This window comes from Brachybacterium ginsengisoli, assembly GCF_002407065.1.
Taxonomy (GTDB): Bacteria; Actinomycetota; Actinomycetes; order Actinomycetales; family Dermabacteraceae; genus Brachybacterium; species Brachybacterium ginsengisoli.
This window is the reverse complement of sequence record NZ_CP023564.1, coordinates 2257058-2272427: the sequence shown is the minus strand read 5'-3', so window position 1 is coordinate 2272427 and position 15370 is coordinate 2257058. Positions and strand designations below refer to the sequence as shown.

Sequence of the window (15370 nt, the reverse complement as noted above, 5' to 3'; positions counted from 1 at the left end):
ACCCATGCTGTCCACCCTCCGCATCCGCCACATCGGCGTGATCGACGATGCGATGCTCGACTTCGGCCCCGGCTTCACCGCACTGACGGGCGAGACCGGCGCCGGCAAGACGATGATCGTCACCGGTCTGACCATGCTCCTGGGCGGTCGGCTCGACCGCGGGCGCACCCGTGACTCCAGCACCGTCGACGGCACCCTCTCGCTGACCGGCCACACCGAGCTCGCCGAGGCGCTCGACGAGCTCGGCGCGGACGAGGACGACGGCGAGGTCCTGGTGGTCCGCCGCGTCACCCGCGACGGCCGCTCCCGGGCGCAGATCGGCGGCGTCCCGGTCCCGATCGGCACCCTCTCCCGCCTGGTCGGGACCGCGGTCACCGTGCACGGCCAGTCCGACCAGCAGCGCCTGCGCGACCCCGACGCCCAGCGCGAGGCGCTGGATCGCTTCGCGGTCGACGAGATCGGCCCGCTGCTCACCCGGCACCGCGAGATCTGGCGGGAGCGCAGCGCCCTCTCGGAGCGGCTCACCGAGCTCGATGCCCTGCTCGCCGAGCGGGATCGCCGCGGGAGCGCTCTGCAGGACGCCCTCGAACGGCTCGAGCAGGCCGATCCCCAGGAGGACGAGGACGCCTCCCTGCGCGCCGAGATCGAGCGCCTCGGCAACGCCGAGGAGCTGCGTGGCGCCGCCGGCCAGGCCGCGCTGGCGCTCGTCGGGGACGACGACGGCCCTGCCGCCGCGCCGCTGCTGGCCATCGCCGCCGAGTCCCTGGGCCGGGCGGCGCGCACCGATCCCACGCTCGCACCGCTGGTGGACCGCCTCGACTCCGTCCGCATCGAGCTGTCCGACCTCGCCGCGGAGATCTCCCGCTACGCGGAGGACATCGACGGCTCTCCGGGCCGGATCGAGGAGGCCAACGAGCGCCTGCACGAGCTGACCCTGCTGGTGCGCGACCTGGGAGCCCTGCTGCCCGGTCCCGACGGGCCTGCCGAGGACATCACCACGCTGCTCGCCACCTCCCGCACCGCAGCGGTCGACCTGGATCGCTTCGAAGGCGCGGCCGACGAGCGCACCGAGGCCGCCGAGCGGCTCGCCCGGCTCGAGGAGGAGCTCGTCGGCGCCGCCGAAGCCCTCACCGACGCCCGCACCGCCGCCGCGGCCGCGCTCTCCGAGGCCGTCCAGGAGGAGCTGCGCCACCTCGAGATGCCCGATGCGGACATCCGGGTCGACGTCACCGCGCAGAGCCACCGCTCCCACGGCCGGGACGCGGTCGCGATCCTGCTCGCACCCCACCCCGGGGCCGATCACCTGCCGGTGGGCCAGGCGGCCTCCGGCGGTGAGCTCTCCCGCGTCATGCTCGCCCTCGAGGTCGCCCTGTCCTCCTCCCGGCAGGATCGCTCCGCCGCCCCGGTGTTCGTCTTCGACGAGATCGATGCGGGCATCGGCGGCCGCGCCGCCCTCGCCGTGGGGCAGCGCCTGGCACGCCTGGCGCGCCACGCACAGGTCATCGTGGTCACCCACCTGCCCCAGGTCGCCGCCCATGCGAGCACCCATCTGCAGATCGTGAAGTCCTCCCATGAGGGCACCACCAGCTCCACCGTCGAGACCCTCGACCGGCCCGCCCGGATCCGGGAGCTCGCGAGGATGCTCGCCGGCGACGACGCCTCCGATGTCGCCCTCGCGCACGCCGAGGAGCTGCTGGACGAGGCCCGCGCCGTGGTCACCGGCATGGGTGCGGATCGGTCGGGGAGTGCATGAGCCCCGACATCGCCCTCGAGGGCACGGCCCGGCTCGGCAAGCGCACCAAGGACCTCACCAAGCGCCTGCAGCCCGGTGACATCGCGATCATCGACCACGAGGACATCGACCGGGTCGCCGCCGAGGCGCTCCTCGAGCGGGAGCCGGCCGCGGTCCTGAACGTCTCGGCGTCCACCTCGGGCCGCTATCCCAACGCCGGACCGCGGATCCTGATCGACGCGGGCATCGTGCTGATCGACGCGCTCGGCGCCTCGGTCTTCGAGGACGTCCGCGACGGACAGTCGATCACCGTGCGCGGGGGAGAGGTGCTGCTGGACGGTGAGGTGATCGCGAGCGGCATCCGGCAGGACGACGCTACGGTCACCGCGTCCCTCGAGATCGCGCGAGAAGGTCTGTCCGAGCAGCTCGAGCTGTTCGCGGAGAACACCATGGAGTACATGCTCCGCGAGCGGGACCTGCTGCTGGACGGCATCGGCGCGCCGGACGTGCGCACCCGCATGGACGGGCGCTCGGTGCTGATCGTGGTGCGGGGGTACCACTACAAGGAGGACCTCGCGACGCTGAAGCCCTTCCTGCGTGAGAACCGTCCGATCATCATCGGCGTCGACGGCGGGGCGGACGCGGTGATCGAGGCGGGCTTCCACCCCGACATGATCATCGGAGACATGGACTCCGTCTCCGACCGCGCCCTGCGCGGCGGCTCCGAGCTCGTGGTGCACGCCTATCGCGACGGCCGCGCCCCGGGCATGGAGCGCCTGGCCGAGCTGGGGCTGGACGAGGACGCGATCTCCTTCCCCGCCTCCGGCACCAGCGAGGACATCGCCATGCTGCTCGCCGACGAGAAGGGCGCCTCGGTGATCGTCGCCGTCGGAACCCACGGCACCCTCGAGGAGTTCCTCGACAAGGGCCGCGCCGGCATGAGCTCCACCTTCCTCACCCGGCTGAGGATCGGCTCCAAGCTCGTCGACGCCAAGGGCGTCTCCCGCCTGTACCGTCAGAGGATCTCGACCTTCCAGCTGGTGCTGCTCGCACTGGCGGGTCTCGCCGCGCTCGCCGTCGCCCTCTGGGCGACTCCCGGCGGGCAGGCGCTGGTGCAGATCCTCGGCGCCCGCCTGGACGGGATCCTGTCCTGGTTCACCATGCTGTTCTCTCCCCGGGCCACCGGGGCGTAGGAGGAACCCGACCCCGTGATCGACTTCCGCTATCACCTCGTCTCGCTGATCTCCGTGTTCCTGGCGCTGGCCGTGGGCATCGTCCTCGGCGCCGGTCCGCTGCGCGAGAACCTCGGCGACCAGCTCGCCGGACAGGTCGAGCAGCTGCGCACCGAGCAGGAGCGCCTGCGCTCCGAGTCCGAGGAGCTCACCACCAAGAACGATCAACTGGCGACCTTCGTCTCGGAGATCGGCCCGGAGCTCGTCCGGGGCACCCTCTCCGGGAAGCAGGTCGCGGTGATCACCGACGACAGCTCCACCGGTCCGGTCGTCGAGCGGATGGAGTCGCTCCTGAACGATGCCGGGGTCGCCTCGCCGATGAAGATCAGCCTCCAGCCCGCGATGTGGGAGCCCGACGCCGGGCAGGAGCGTGCGGCGACCGTCGAGGAGATCCGGAGCATCGCCCCGGCGGTGCTCACCGACGACCCGGATGCGGAGCTGACCGACTCCGCGCAGCTCTCGGGGCTGATCCCTGCGCTGCTGCGGGGCGGGGACGATCTCCCCGCCGAGCTGCGCACCCAGCTGTGGCAGGTGCTCCTCGACCACCAGATGGTGGTCGTCGACGGCACGCCTCCCGGCCGCGCCGACGCCGTGATCTACGCCGGGGCCGATCCGGCGGCGCTCACCGACGAGAACGAGGACGAGACCGTCGCCGCCGAGCGCGCCCAGGCGCTGCTCGCCTCCCAGACGCATCTGCTGACCGTGCTCGGGCAGACCGGACTGCCCGCCGTCGTCTCCGCCACGACTCCCGGCAACGATGCGTCCACCGGGATCCTCCGCACGGTGCGCGGGGACCGGGCCTTCGACGCCCTCTCCACCACCGACCGTCTGCAGGAGCCCGACGGACCGCTGCTGTCGGTGCTCGCGCTCGTCGAGCAGACCCGCGGCGGCACCGGCTCCTACGGCACGACCAGCGACGCCGAGGAACGTCTGCCGAACCTGCCGGAGACGCAGGGGATCCAGGGAGAGGCGACGGACCAGGGCGGCGACGCCCCGCCGGCTTCGTCCGACGGCGGGGGAGAGGGATGATCGGCGCCCTGCGCGATGAGCTGCGACGCACCAACTTCGCCGGGCGCGAGTTGAGCCTCGCCGAGGGGACTCTGGTCGTCGTGGGCGTCTCCGCCCTGGCGGGCCTCGCCGGCCGACGGGCCGACGGCGGCGTCCTGGCGGGCATCGGGGCGCTCGGCCTCGCCGACGACCTGCTCGAGCCGCGGCTGCGCCGTGCGGGCCGGCCCGTCTCCAAGGGGCTGCGCGGCCATCTCGGCGCGCTGCGCTCCGGACACCTGACCACCGGTGCCGCCAAGGCCCTCGGCATCCCGCTGGTCGCGCTCGGCGGGATCCTCATGGCGCCGGCGCCCCGCGGCGGGGCGATGGCCGCGGCCGATGCCGCCCTGGTCGCAGGCTGCGCGAACCTCGCCAACCTCCTGGATCTGCGTCCCGGCCGGGCCCTGAAGGCCGTCCTGCCGGGGGCGCTGCTGCTGTCCCTGCTCCCTGCGGAGGGCGCGCGGGCCATGAGCGGCCGCCGTCTCGCGCTCGCCGCCGCCGTGCCCGGAGCGCTCGCGCTTCCCGCGGACCTGCGGGAGCTCGGGATGCTGGGCGACGCCGGCGCGAACGTCCTCGGAGCCGCCCTCGGGAGCGCCATGACCCGGAGCCTGCCCGCGCCGGCCCGGCTGTCGCTGCTGGGCGTCGTCGTCGCGCTCACCCTGGCGAGCGAGCGGGTCAGCTTCAGCGCCGTCATCGATCGCACCGCGCCGCTGCGGACTCTGGACCGTCTGGGACGGCTTCCGGTCCCTGCCCCGCCGTCGGCGGACGCCTCGGATGAGGAGGCGCCTCGATGAGCGTGAGCGCCCCGGGCCGACGCGGCGGCATCACCCGCTCCGTGCTGCGCGGCGCCGGTGTGATCCTCGTGGTCACCGTCTTCGCCCGCATCCTCGGGTTCCTCCGCTACCTCGTCTTCGGGGCGAGCGTCGGCGCGGGGGACGTGGGCACCGCCTACGCGACCGCGAACCTGCTGCCCAACGTCCTGTTCGAGGTCGCCGCCGGTGGCGTGCTCGCCGCCGTCGTGGTCCCGCTCATCGCGGGGCTCGTCCCGGAGGGAGGGTCCGCGGATCAGCTCGCCGCGGAGCGGACGGCGCGACCTGTCGCCGATGACACGCCGCGACCGGCGGGCGCCGCCCCGTCGGCCGCCGTCGACCCTTCTCGCGGACCGGAGCGGGCGGGCGCGCGCACCGGGACCGCCGAGAGCTCTGCCGCAGCGGACACCCCTCCCGCGGACGGCGCCGCTCTCACCGACCGCATCGTCTCCACCCTGCTGACCTGGACGCTCCTGGGCACCGGTGCCCTGGCCCTGGTCGTGATCCTGCTCGCCGGCCCGCTCGCCCAGCTCCTGCTGGCGGCGGAGGCCCCGGGGGAGGCCGGGGTGGCCCTGGGGACGACACTGCTGAGGATCTTCGCCGTGCAGCTCCCGCTGTACGGGATCTCCGTGGTCCTCGGGGCCTACCTCCAGGCCCGCAAGCACTTCTTCTGGCCCGCGATGATGCCGCTGCTGTCCTCGGTGACGGTGATGGTCTCCTATCGCGTCTACGCCCATCTGGTGCCGGCGGTCGCGACCTCGACGACGATCGGGCAGGGGGCGATCTGGTGGCTCGGATGGGGGACCACCGCCGGGGTCGCCACCATGGCGGTCCCCGTCGTCGTGGTGGCCCTGCGCTCGGGCCTCCGCCTGCGGCCGTCCCTGAGGATGCCGCCCGGCTTCGGACGTCGCGCCCTCGCCCTGGGCGGGGCGGGCCTCGGCGCCGTCGGCGCCCAGCAGCTGGTCCTCGCCCTGGTGCTGCTGCTGGCGATGCGGGCCGGCGGGGTCGGCACCCTCCCGGTGTTCCAGTACGGGCAGGCCCTGTACCTGCTGCCCTATGCGGTTCTCGTGGTGCCGCTGGTGACCTCCGTCTTCCCGCACCTCTCGGAGCTGCGGCTGGTCGGCGACCGGGCCGGCTTCGCGAAGGTCGCCGCGGCCTCGATCCGCACGGTGATGGCGGTCTCGGTGGTCGGCGCCGCGATGCTGCTGGCCGCCGGTCCCGCGCTCGAGCAGTTCTTCCGCCTGATCGACCGCGCCGGGGCGGCGGGCGTCGGCGCGACCACCGGCGGCCTCGCCCTGGGACTGGTGGGCTTCGCCGTCGCGACCCAGTGCACCCGGATCCTCTCCGCCGCGCTGCGGGCCCGCGACGCCCTCCTGGTCGGCTCCATCGGGTGGCTGATCGCGGGGGCCGTGATGCTCGCGCTGGTCCTGCCCAGCCCGCAGCGCTCCGCCGCGGAGGCCGCGACCGTCTTCGGGTTGTCGGTGGCGTGCGGCATGGCGCTCTCGGGTCTGATGGGACTGGCGCGGATCGCCGACGTGCTCGAGCACGGCGGCCATCTCGCCCAGGTGCGCCGCACCGCGATCGTGGTGCCCCTCGCCGTCCTCGGCGGCGGCGTGCCGGGCCTGCTGCTCGGCCGGCAGCTGGTGACCACGGAGACCGGGGAGGTGATGACCGTGCTGGTCGGCATCCTCAGCGGGCTGGTCGCCGCGGTCCTGGCAGGCACGGTGATGGCCGCCGCGGACCCGGAGGCGACCCGTCGGGTCGTGCAGCGCCTCCGCGCGGGCCGACACGGATCGCCGAGCGACAGGTCATGAGGATCCTGCTGGTGCGACCGGCGGCGAGCGGCGGCCTCGCCGCGCACGTCGACCAGGAGCTGGCCCTGCTCCGAGCGGCGGGGCATGCCGTCGGCGAGGCACCGGTGAGGATCCGCGAGCGCCCCCGCCCCGCGGTGGACCTGCGCACGGTGCGCGCCCTCCGTGAGGTGCTCCGGCGGTCCACCGACGCGACCACGCTCCATGCCCACGGGCTGCGCGCCGGCGCTCTCAGCGCCTTCGCCGTCGGTCCGTCCTCGCGGCGGGGACGCCCGGGCCACCGCCTGGTGGTCACCCTGCACAACCGCACCGTCGGATCCCGGCCGACGCGGGCCGTCGGCGCCGCGCTGCTGAGGATCCTCGCCCGCGGCGCCGACATCGTGCTCGCCGTCTCGCCAGACCTCGCCGACTCCGCGCGCCGGGCAGGGGCCCGCGATGTGCGCCACGCCCTCATCCCCGCCCCCGAGGCTCCTCCCGCAGCGGAGAGGGCCACGGCTGTCGCGAGCGGCCCGCCCAGCGCCGATGCCACGACGGCACGGCTCGCGGCCGCCGGAGAAGCGGAACGGGATCCCGAGGGTCTCGCGATCCTCGTCATCGCCCGTCTGGCGCCGCAGAAGGGCCTGGACGACCTGCTGGATGCCGCCGCCCTGCTCCGCGACGCCGACCCCGTGCGGTTCCGCATCGCCGGGGACGGCCCGCTGCACGCGGACCTCGCCGCGAGGATCCGCGCCGAGCACCTCCCGGTGGAGCTGCTCGGGCGCCGCGAGGACATCCCCGCCCTGCTCGCGGAGGTCGACCTCGTGGTCTCGGCCGCCCGTTGGGAAGGGCAGCCGGTCTCCCTCCAGGAGGCCCTGCGGGCGGGCCGTGCGATCGTCGCGACCGACGCCGGCGGGACCCGCTGGGTCACCGGGGACGCGGCCGTCCTGGTCCCCGTCGGCGACCCCGCGGGGCTCGCCGCCGCGATCTCCTCGATGCGGGATCCCGCGACACGCCGGGAGGCCGAGGCCGCGTCCCTCCTGCGTGCCCAGGACCTGCCCACCCCTGAGGATCTGCTCACCCAGCTCGAGGAGGTGCTCGCGTCGAGCCCTCGTGACTGGTAGCTTGACAGTCCGTGGCAGATACCAGCGCGAACGCACCCCAGTCAGGCACCGGCACCCTTCCCAGGATCGGGGCGGCCACCACGGCGAAGCCCTTCCGGAACCCGGGAGTCACCAAGCACATCTTCGTCACCGGTGGCGTGGTCTCCAGCCTCGGCAAGGGACTCACCGCCTCCTCGCTCGGCATGCTGCTCCGCAGCCGCGGGCTCGCCGTGACGATGCAGAAGCTCGATCCCTACCTCAACGTGGACCCGGGCACCATGAACCCGTTCCAGCACGGCGAGGTCTTCGTGACCGACGACGGCGCCGAGACCGATCTGGACATCGGCCACTACGAGCGCTTCCTCGACGAGGACCTCACCGCCAACGCCAACGTCACCACCGGACAGGTGTACTCCACGGTGATCGCCAAGGAGCGGCGCGGCGAGTATCTCGGCGACACGGTCCAGGTCATCCCGCACATCACCGACGCCATCAAGGCCTCGATGCGCTCGCAGGCGGAGTCCGGCGCGGACGTCATCATCACCGAGATCGGCGGGACCGTCGGCGACATCGAGTCCCAGCCGTTCATCGAGGCCGCGCGCCAGGTGCGCCAGGATCTCGGCCGCGAGAACGTGTTCTTCGTGCACGTCTCGCTGGTGCCCTTCATCGGCCCCTCCCAGGAGCTGAAGACCAAGCCCACCCAGCACTCCGTCGCCGCGCTGCGCTCCATCGGCATCCAGCCCGACGCGATCGTGCTGCGCGCGGACCGCGAGCTGCCCAGCTCGGTCAAGGCCAAGATCTCGGCGATGTGCGACGTCGACCTCGACGCTGTCGTCACCTGCGCCGACGCCCCTTCGATCTATGAGATCCCGCTCGTGCTGCACGGCGAGGGGCTCGACGCCTACGTCATCCGCCGTCTGAACCTCCTCAGCCACGACGTGGACTGGACGCAGTGGGAGGACCTGCTGCACCGGGTGCACGATCCCGCCTACGAGGTCACCGTCGCCCTGGTGGGCAAGTACGTGGACCTGCCCGATGCATACCTCTCCGTGACCGAGGCGCTGCGCGCCGGCGGCTTCCACCACCGCGCGAAGGTGTCGCTGCGCTGGATCGAGTCCGATCGCTGCGCGACCCCCGAGGGCGCCGCCGAGCAGCTCAGGGACGTCGACGGGATCGTCGTGCCCGGAGGCTTCGGTGTGCGTGGCGTGGACGGCAAGGTCGGTGCGCTGCACCATGCCCGCACCCACGGCCTGCCCGCGCTCGGGCTGTGCCTGGGCATGCAGTCGATGGTGATCGAGTACGCCCGTCACGAGCTGGGCCTGCCCACCGCGCACTCGACCGAGTTCGATCCCGACACCGAGCACCCCGTGGTGGCCACCATGGCCGAGCAGGAGGACATCCTGTCCGGCCAGGGAGACCTGGGCGGCACGATGCGTCTGGGCTCCTACCAGCACACGCTGGTGGAGGACTCGCTCGCGGCCCGCACCTACGGCACCACCGAGGTCGCCGAGCGCCACCGCCACCGCTACGAGGTCGCCAACGCCTACCGCGACCGCCTCGAGAAGGCGGGTCTGCTCATCTCGGGCACCTCGACCCTCGAGGACGGCCATTCCCTGGTGGAGTTCGTGGAGCTCGACCCCGAGGTGCATCCGTACTACATCGGCACCCAGGCCCACCCGGAGCTGAAGTCCCGCCCCACCCGGGCGCATCCTCTGTTCGCCGGTCTGATCGGCGCGGCCATCGAGCTGCAGAAGGCGACCCGCCTGCTGGAGGTCGACCCGGCCCCCCGCGAGGACTCGGTGCTCGACGCCGCGACGGCGTCCACCGACGAGACACCGGACCAGGACTGATCCCATGAACACGGACGATCACACCGGCACGGATGATCACACCGGCACCGTGCCCTCCGCAGAGGCGGTTCTGCCGCTGCGGGACGAGCCGGACCTCCGACCCGTCGTCGAGCGAGCGCAGGTCCACGAGGGCATGATCTTCGATCTGGTGCGGGACACCGTCGACTTCGCCGAGGGCGTCCGCTTCGACCGCGAGTACGTCCGGCACACCGGTGCCGTGGCGGTCCTGGCCGTCGACGACGCCGATCGGGTGCTGATGATCCGGCAGTACCGCCATCCCGTGGGCCATGCGCTGTGGGAGATCCCGGCGGGCCTTCTCGATCTCGACGGGGAGGCGCCGCACGTCGCCGCCGCCCGCGAGCTCTCCGAGGAGACCGGCTACGAGCCCACGGGGCTGCGGACGCTCGTCGACCTGCGGCCCAGTCCGGGTGGCAACGACGAGGTCATCCGCGTCTACCTCGCCACCGGGGTCCAGGTCGACGAGGCGGAGTTCGAGCGCACCGACGAGGAGGCCGAGCTGGTCGAGCGCTGGGTGCCGTTCGCCGATGCGGTCACCGCCGTGCTCGAGGGCCGGATCACGAACGCCACCACTGTCTCGGCGCTGCTGTCCCTGCAGGTGCTGCGTGACCGCGGGCAGGGCGTCGACGAGCTGCGCCCGGCCGACGCCCCCTTCATGGCGCGTCCGGGCCGGGACTGACCACCGGGGCCGAGAACCGCACGAGGGCCGAGCACGGACATCCCGTGCTCGGCCCTCGTGCGGTGGGGTCCGCTCAGTCCTGTTCGGTCAGGGCCCGGTGGATGACCGGCGCGGCCTGCTCGACCTGCCAGGGGCGGGCGCCGAGCGCGGTCAGCTGGTCGGCGATCTCGGACTCCGCCGGGACCTGCTCGTGCTCCCACACCCACTCGCGCAGCACTGCCGGCTGCAGCAGGTTCTCCGGCGGCATCTCGAGGTCCTCGGCGCGCTGGCCGGCCGCGGCTCGCACCAGCTGGTACCGCTCGGCGACCTCGGGGTACTTCTTCGACCAGAGCTTGTGGGGCGGGGGATAGGAGCGTTCGTTGCGCTCGGGCAGATGCGCGGGCGGCAGATCCAGGCCGGTGCGGGCGGCCTGCCACCACACGTCCTTCCGACGGAGCTTCGACGGGAGGGCCCGGTCGAACGCCTCACGGCCCCGCGGAGCCTCCTTCGCGGCGGCCACCAGGTCGCGATCCTTGATCACGCGGTGCGGGGAGAGATCCTGGCTCCCGGCGATCTCGTCGCGGCGGGTCCACATCTCGCGCGCCGCGGCGAGCTGGCGGACCGAGCGCAGCGCGCCCAGGCCGTGCAGGCCGCGCCAGCTCGAGGACCTCGTGGGGCCGTGCTCGCGGGCGCGCTCGTGCTCGAACTCCTGGAGCGCCCAGTCCTCCTTGCCGGCCTCCTGCAGCCGCTCCTGCAGCACGTCGCGGACCTCGACCAGGACCTCGACATCCAGCGCCGCGTAGGTCAGCCACCCCTCTGGCAGGGGGCGCTTCGACCAGTCGGCGGCGGAGTGCTCCTTGGCCAGGTGCAGGCCGAGGGTGTCCTCGACGACCGCGCCGAGACCCACCCGCTCCATCCCCAGCAGCCGGGCGGCGAGCTCGGTGTCGAACAGCGTGCCGGGGCGCAGGTCGAGCTCCGCGAGGCTGGGCAGGTCCTGACCGGCGGCGTGCAGCACCCACTCGCGCTCCGCGAGCAGGGACTTCAGCGTGCCGGGCAGGGTGAAGGCGAGCGGATCGATGAGGGCGGTCCCGGCGGCCTCGGTGCGCAGCTGCACCAGGTAGGCGCGGGAGCTGTAGCGGTAGCTCGAGGCGCGCTCGGCATCGACGGCCACGGCCTCCTCGGGAGCTGAGGCCGCGCGCTCGCACCAGGCCAGCAGCGGCTGGATCCGATCGATGACCGGCACCAGGCCGTCGCGCGGCGCCGTGAGATCGGTGACGGCGGGGGTATCTGTCACCGGGCGTCACCGGCTTCCTCGGGGCGCGGGGCCCTCGCGTGGTGGGTGGGAGCGATCGGGGCGATGCGCGGCGGCGCGGGAGGCAGACCCCCGGCGGCGGCGAGCATCGCCGTCCAGGCCGCGAAGTGCGGGGCCAGGTCGATCGCGGGATCGGAGGAGGGGGCGTCGGCCGGGGGCTCGGGAGTCCAGGACACCCGCATCTCGACGTCCACGGTGGAGGGCCGCGAGGCCAGCGCGCCGTAGGACTGGGAGACGACGCGCGTCGCGGTGCAGCCGAGCTCGCGGGAGTCCGCGTCGTGGAGCTCGAGGGACTCGGTCACCCAGGACCAGGCGACGTCGCCGAGCATCGCCTCGACGGCGAACTCCGGCTCCAGCTGCGCCTGCACCAGGGCGACCATGCGATAGGTCCCGTCCCAGGACTCCTGACCGGCGGGGTCGTGCAGGATGACCAGGCGGCCGGAGGCCAGCTCGTCCTCGTGCACGAGGATCTCGCCCGTGCACGCCCAGGTGGAGGGCGCCATCCGGGAGGGTGCCGGGATCGTGCGCCAGGTGAACTCCGAGCGCTGCGGAGCGGAGGTCATGGCGTCGATGACGGCACGGAAGGTGTCGTCGCCGGAGCGGATTTCATGGACGGGCACGCAGTGAGGCTATCGCCGCGAACCGGGCGAGTCCGGCAGGCGCGCCGGGGGTCAGGCGGGGGAGGCGCCGCCCCCGGCGGGCTCCGTGTCGTCGCTGTGGACCAGGCTGATCGAGTTGATGCAGTAGCGCTGGTCGGTGGGGGTGGCGAAGCCCTCGCCCTCGAAGACATGGCCGAGGTGCGAACCGCACGCGGCGCAGCGCACCTCGACGCGCCGCATCCCCAGCGAGGTGTCCTCGAGGAGCTCGACGGCGTCGGACTCGGACGGGGCGTAGAAGGCGGGCCAGCCGCAGTGCGCATCGAACTGGGTCGAGGCGGTGAACAGCTCGGCGCCGCAGCCTCGGCAGGCGTAGGTCCCGGCCGGCCGCACCTCCTCGTACTCCCCGGTGCCGGGGCGCTCGGTGCCGCCCTGACGGAGCACCTGGTACTCGGCGGGGGAGAGGCGCTCGCGCCACTCGAGGTCGCTCACCGAGATCGGGTACGGGCGGGAGCCGATGGGATCCGTGGACATCTGGTGCCTCCGATCTGCGACGCCGGTGGGCGCCGCTCGCGCGGTCCGGCGGCTCGGGGCCCGGTCGGGGGCCGCTCGAGGGGCGGCCGGCGGAGCATCGGGCGAGTCGGGGGACCACGACGTGGATGTGGGGGTGAACAACGCGTTCACAGCCTCGATCCTAGCCCGCCGATAGGATGCGCGGTATGACGCGCGACCCATCCCGGACCCCAGCCAGGACCACCTCCGAGCGCCGTCCAGCACGGCCCGCCCTGCTGCGTCAGCACTGGCCTGACCAGGCAAGATGGGTGGAGGTGGCGGCCTACGGCGCCATCGGTGCGGCCGGGATGTTCACGCTCAGCGCAGGAGTGCTCACCGCCGGCGCCCGGATCATCGCCCGCCTGCCGCTGGTGCCGCGGGAGTCCCTGCGGGGTCTGCCCGACATGACGGTGCGGGCGGTCCACCCCGACCGCGTCCACCTCGACGAGACCCGCACCACCGGGCGCGGCGGCCTGCTCGCGCTGCGCCAGGGCGGCGGCACCGTCCACGTGCGGCTGGGCCCGGTCGACGGACGGCCCACCCCGACCACGGTCTCCCGGCCCGTGCTCGCCGTCGACACCGACGAGCCGCTCCAGGTGGACCGGGCCCGGAGCAACGGCTTCTACTGGGCGGGGACCCCGCAGACCGCGCACGGCCTGCCCACGGAGGAGGTCACCGTCGAGTCGCCGGTCGGCAACATGCCGGCCTGGCTCGTGCGGCCCGACACCGACTCCGGCTCCGCGCCGGGGAACGAGGACACCTGGGCGATCCTCGTGCACGGGCACGGCTCGGCCCGGGGCGAGGCGCTGCGGATCATCCCGCTGCTGCACCGCCTGGGGCTGACCAGCCTCACCATCACCTACCGCAACGATGCCGGGGCGCCCGCCTCCGCGGACCGCATGCACCATCTCGGCTCCGCGGAGTGGGAGGACACCGAGGCCGCGATCGACTACGCCATCGCCCACGGCGCCCGACGCATCGTCCTGGTGGGCTGGTCCATGGGCGGTGGGATCGCGCTGCGGGCCTCGGTCCGCTCCGCCCACCGCGAGCGGATCGCCGCGCTGGTCCTCGACTCGCCGGCGGTGGATTGGCAGGACATCCTCATCTACCACGCCACCGCGCTCAAGGCGCCGGCGCGGATGCGCGAGCTCGCCCTGTGGATGATGACCTCCCGCTTCGGGGCCCGGATGGTGCGCCTGCGCGAACCGCTGGCCCTGGCGGAGATGACCCCGGCGTACTACGCGGAGCACCTCACCCACCCGACCCTGCTGTTCCACGCGCTGGACGACGAGACCGTCCCGCCCGAGCCCAGCCGGCAGCTGGCCGCGCTGCGCCCGGACCTGATCGAGTTCGTCCCGGTCGCCGGCGCCTCGCACACCCGCGAGTGGAACACCGATCCGGCGCGCTACGAGCGCCGGCTCGCCGAGTACCTGATCCGCGAGCTCGGTCTGGAGATCCGGGCCGACGAGATCGCGGTGCCGGTGCGGGACCCTGCCGCCCCCGCGCTCGAGGGCTCGATCGGGCTGCGACTCTGAGCACGCGCTCCGGCGTCGTCCGGAGCCCCGGCGCACGGCCCCTAGACTGATCCCCGTGACCGAAGCACTCTGCGACCGCCGGCCGGAACCGTCCCTGGAGCGACTGCTCGCGGACCTGGTGCCCCCGCCGCGATTCGCCCGGGCCCGGCTGGACAACTACGTCCCGGACCCCGACTTCCCCTCGCAGGAGCAGGCGAAGCAGCGTGTCGGCGAGTTCGCCGCGGCACTCGGCGCGCCGCGTGCCGGCTTCCTCTCCCGGCTGCGGAAGAAGAAGCCCGCCGCCGCCCGCGGCATATATCTCGACGGCGGGTTCGGGGTGGGCAAGACCCACCTCCTCACCTCGCTCTTCCATGCCGTCGAGGGCGACCGCGTCTACGGCACCTTCGTCGAGTACACCGATCTGGTAGGAGCGCTCGGCTTCCAGCGCGCCGTGGATCTGCTCGGCGAGTCCGTCCTGGTGTGCATCGACGAGTTCGAGCTCGACGACCCGGGCGACACCCTGCTGATGACCCGGCTGATCCGCGAGCTCTCGGATCGAGGGGTCGCGATCGTGGCGACCTCGAACACTCTGCCGGACGCCCTCGGCGAAGGCCGGTTCGCCGCCCAGGACTTCCTGCGCGAGATCCAGGCGATGGCCGAGCGCTTCGAGGTGCTGCGGATCGACGGCGAGGACTACCGCCGCCGGAACGGAGTCACCGAGATCGCGACCCTCCCCGAGGATGAGGTGCGCAGCAGCGCCGAGACGATGCCGGGCGCGACCCTCGACGAGTACGACGCGCTGCTGACCCATCTCACGAAGGTCCATCCCTCCCGCTACGGCGCCATGATCGACGAGGTCTCCGCCGCGCACGTCACCGGGATGCACGGGCTCACCCACCACCACGACGCGCTGCGCTTCGTGGTGCTCGTGGACCGTCTCTACGACCGGGAGGTGCCGATGCTGATCTCCCTGGCGGGCGGAACCGACCCCGGGACGCTCGAGGATCTGTTCTCCGCGGAGCTGCTGCGCAGCGGGTACCGCAAGAAGTACTTCCGCGCCCTCTCCCGCCTCGCCTCGCTCGCCCGCGACGGGGGAGCGCTGCTGAGCTCCGGAGCGGCCGACGCCGCCTCCTGACACGCCGCCTCCTGACACGCCGCATCCT

Annotated in this window: 13 protein-coding genes; 10 read left to right on the top strand and 3 right to left on the bottom strand. The window is 73.4% G+C overall.

Annotation, left to right across the window (positions count from 1 at the left end; all coding sequences use genetic code 11):
• Window positions 1-4 precede the first annotated feature (4 nt).
• Genes recN through CFK41_RS10075 form a run of 8 tightly spaced genes read left to right on the top strand, consistent with a single transcriptional unit; the run spans window position 5 to window position 10254 of the window.
• The gene (gene recN / locus CFK41_RS10110; protein WP_096799541.1) at window positions 5-1753 is read left to right on the top strand and encodes a DNA repair protein RecN; all 1749 of its coding nucleotides are present in this window, start codon (window positions 5-7) and stop codon (window positions 1751-1753) included.
• The gene (gene steA / locus CFK41_RS10105) at window positions 1750-2925 is read left to right on the top strand and encodes a putative cytokinetic ring protein SteA (RefSeq protein WP_096799540.1); all 1176 of its coding nucleotides are present in this window, start codon (window positions 1750-1752) and stop codon (window positions 2923-2925) included. The genes recN and steA overlap by 4 nt, the downstream gene beginning before the upstream one ends.
• Before the next feature lie 15 nt (window positions 2926-2940).
• Entirely contained in the window at window positions 2941-3993 is a 1053-nt protein-coding gene (locus CFK41_RS10100; protein ID WP_096799539.1) for a copper transporter, read from the top strand.
• Entirely contained in the window at window positions 3990-4802 is an 813-nt protein-coding gene (locus tag CFK41_RS10095) for a hypothetical protein (RefSeq protein ID WP_096799538.1), read from the top strand. Before CFK41_RS10100 ends, CFK41_RS10095 begins: the two co-directional genes overlap by 4 nt.
• The gene (locus CFK41_RS10090) at window positions 4799-6631 is read left to right on the top strand and encodes a lipid II flippase MurJ (RefSeq protein WP_096799537.1); all 1833 of its coding nucleotides are present in this window, start codon (window positions 4799-4801) and stop codon (window positions 6629-6631) included. Before CFK41_RS10095 ends, CFK41_RS10090 begins: the two co-directional genes overlap by 4 nt.
• Window positions 6628-7728, top strand: a complete 1101-nt coding sequence (locus CFK41_RS10085) for a glycosyltransferase (protein ID WP_096799536.1) — start codon at window positions 6628-6630, stop codon at window positions 7726-7728. The genes CFK41_RS10090 and CFK41_RS10085 overlap by 4 nt, the downstream gene beginning before the upstream one ends.
• An 11-nt stretch (window positions 7729-7739) precedes the next feature.
• The gene (locus CFK41_RS10080; protein ID WP_096799535.1) at window positions 7740-9557 is read left to right on the top strand and encodes a CTP synthase; all 1818 of its coding nucleotides are present in this window, start codon (window positions 7740-7742) and stop codon (window positions 9555-9557) included.
• 4 nt (window positions 9558-9561) lie between these two features.
• Complete coding sequence (locus tag CFK41_RS10075) at window positions 9562-10254, top strand: NUDIX domain-containing protein (RefSeq protein WP_096799534.1); 693 nt, start codon at window positions 9562-9564, stop codon at window positions 10252-10254.
• A gap of 73 nt (window positions 10255-10327) precedes the next feature.
• Here CFK41_RS10075 and CFK41_RS10070 read toward each other — a convergent pair whose 3' ends face one another.
• The 3 genes from CFK41_RS10070 to msrB are packed head-to-tail and all read right to left on the bottom strand — an operon-like array spanning window position 10328 to window position 12675.
• Window positions 10328-11527 carry a ribonuclease D gene (locus tag CFK41_RS10070; RefSeq protein WP_096799533.1) on the bottom strand — a complete coding sequence of 400 codons (1200 nt, stop codon included), beginning with the start codon at window positions 11525-11527 and terminating at the stop codon, window positions 10328-10330.
• Window positions 11524-12165 (bottom strand): DUF3000 domain-containing protein, encoded by a 642-nt coding sequence (locus CFK41_RS10065; RefSeq protein ID WP_096799532.1) that lies wholly within the window; start codon window positions 12163-12165, stop codon window positions 11524-11526. The genes CFK41_RS10070 and CFK41_RS10065 overlap by 4 nt, the downstream gene beginning before the upstream one ends.
• 51 nt (window positions 12166-12216) lie before the next feature.
• The gene (msrB, locus tag CFK41_RS10060) at window positions 12217-12675 is read right to left on the bottom strand and encodes a peptide-methionine (R)-S-oxide reductase MsrB (protein WP_096799531.1); all 459 of its coding nucleotides are present in this window, start codon (window positions 12673-12675) and stop codon (window positions 12217-12219) included.
• 293 nt (window positions 12676-12968) lie between these two features.
• Here msrB and CFK41_RS10055 point away from each other — a divergent pair, with 293 nt between their 5' ends.
• Together CFK41_RS10055 and zapE are read left to right on the top strand one after the other, a co-directional pair.
• A complete protein-coding gene (locus CFK41_RS10055) occupies window positions 12969-14228 on the top strand; it encodes an alpha/beta hydrolase family protein (RefSeq protein ID WP_227873034.1) in 1260 nt (419 codons plus the stop codon).
• 55 nt (window positions 14229-14283) lie between these two features.
• Window positions 14284-15342, top strand: coding sequence for a cell division protein ZapE (gene zapE, locus CFK41_RS10050; RefSeq protein ID WP_096799529.1), 1059 nt, complete (start codon window positions 14284-14286; stop codon window positions 15340-15342).
• Window positions 15343-15370 lie beyond the last annotated feature (28 nt).

Bases quoted from the DNA above. Each gene is read 5' to 3' on its own strand.
- recN (WP_096799541.1), top strand. From the start codon at position 5: ATGCTGTCCACCCTCCGCATCCGCCACATCGGCGTGATCGACGATGCG.
- steA (WP_096799540.1), top strand. From the start codon at position 1,750: ATGAGCCCCGACATCGCCCTCGAGGGCACGGCCCGGCTCGGCAAGCGC.
- CFK41_RS10095 (WP_096799538.1), top strand. From the start codon at position 3,990: ATGATCGGCGCCCTGCGCGATGAGCTGCGACGCACCAACTTCGCCGGG.
- CFK41_RS10090 (WP_096799537.1), top strand. From the start codon at position 4,799: ATGAGCGTGAGCGCCCCGGGCCGACGCGGCGGCATCACCCGCTCCGTG.
- CFK41_RS10085 (WP_096799536.1), top strand. From the start codon at position 6,628: ATGAGGATCCTGCTGGTGCGACCGGCGGCGAGCGGCGGCCTCGCCGCG.
- CFK41_RS10075 (WP_096799534.1), top strand. From the start codon at position 9,562: ATGAACACGGACGATCACACCGGCACGGATGATCACACCGGCACCGTG.
- msrB (WP_096799531.1), bottom strand. From the start codon at position 12,675: ATGTCCACGGATCCCATCGGCTCCCGCCCGTACCCGATCTCGGTGAGC.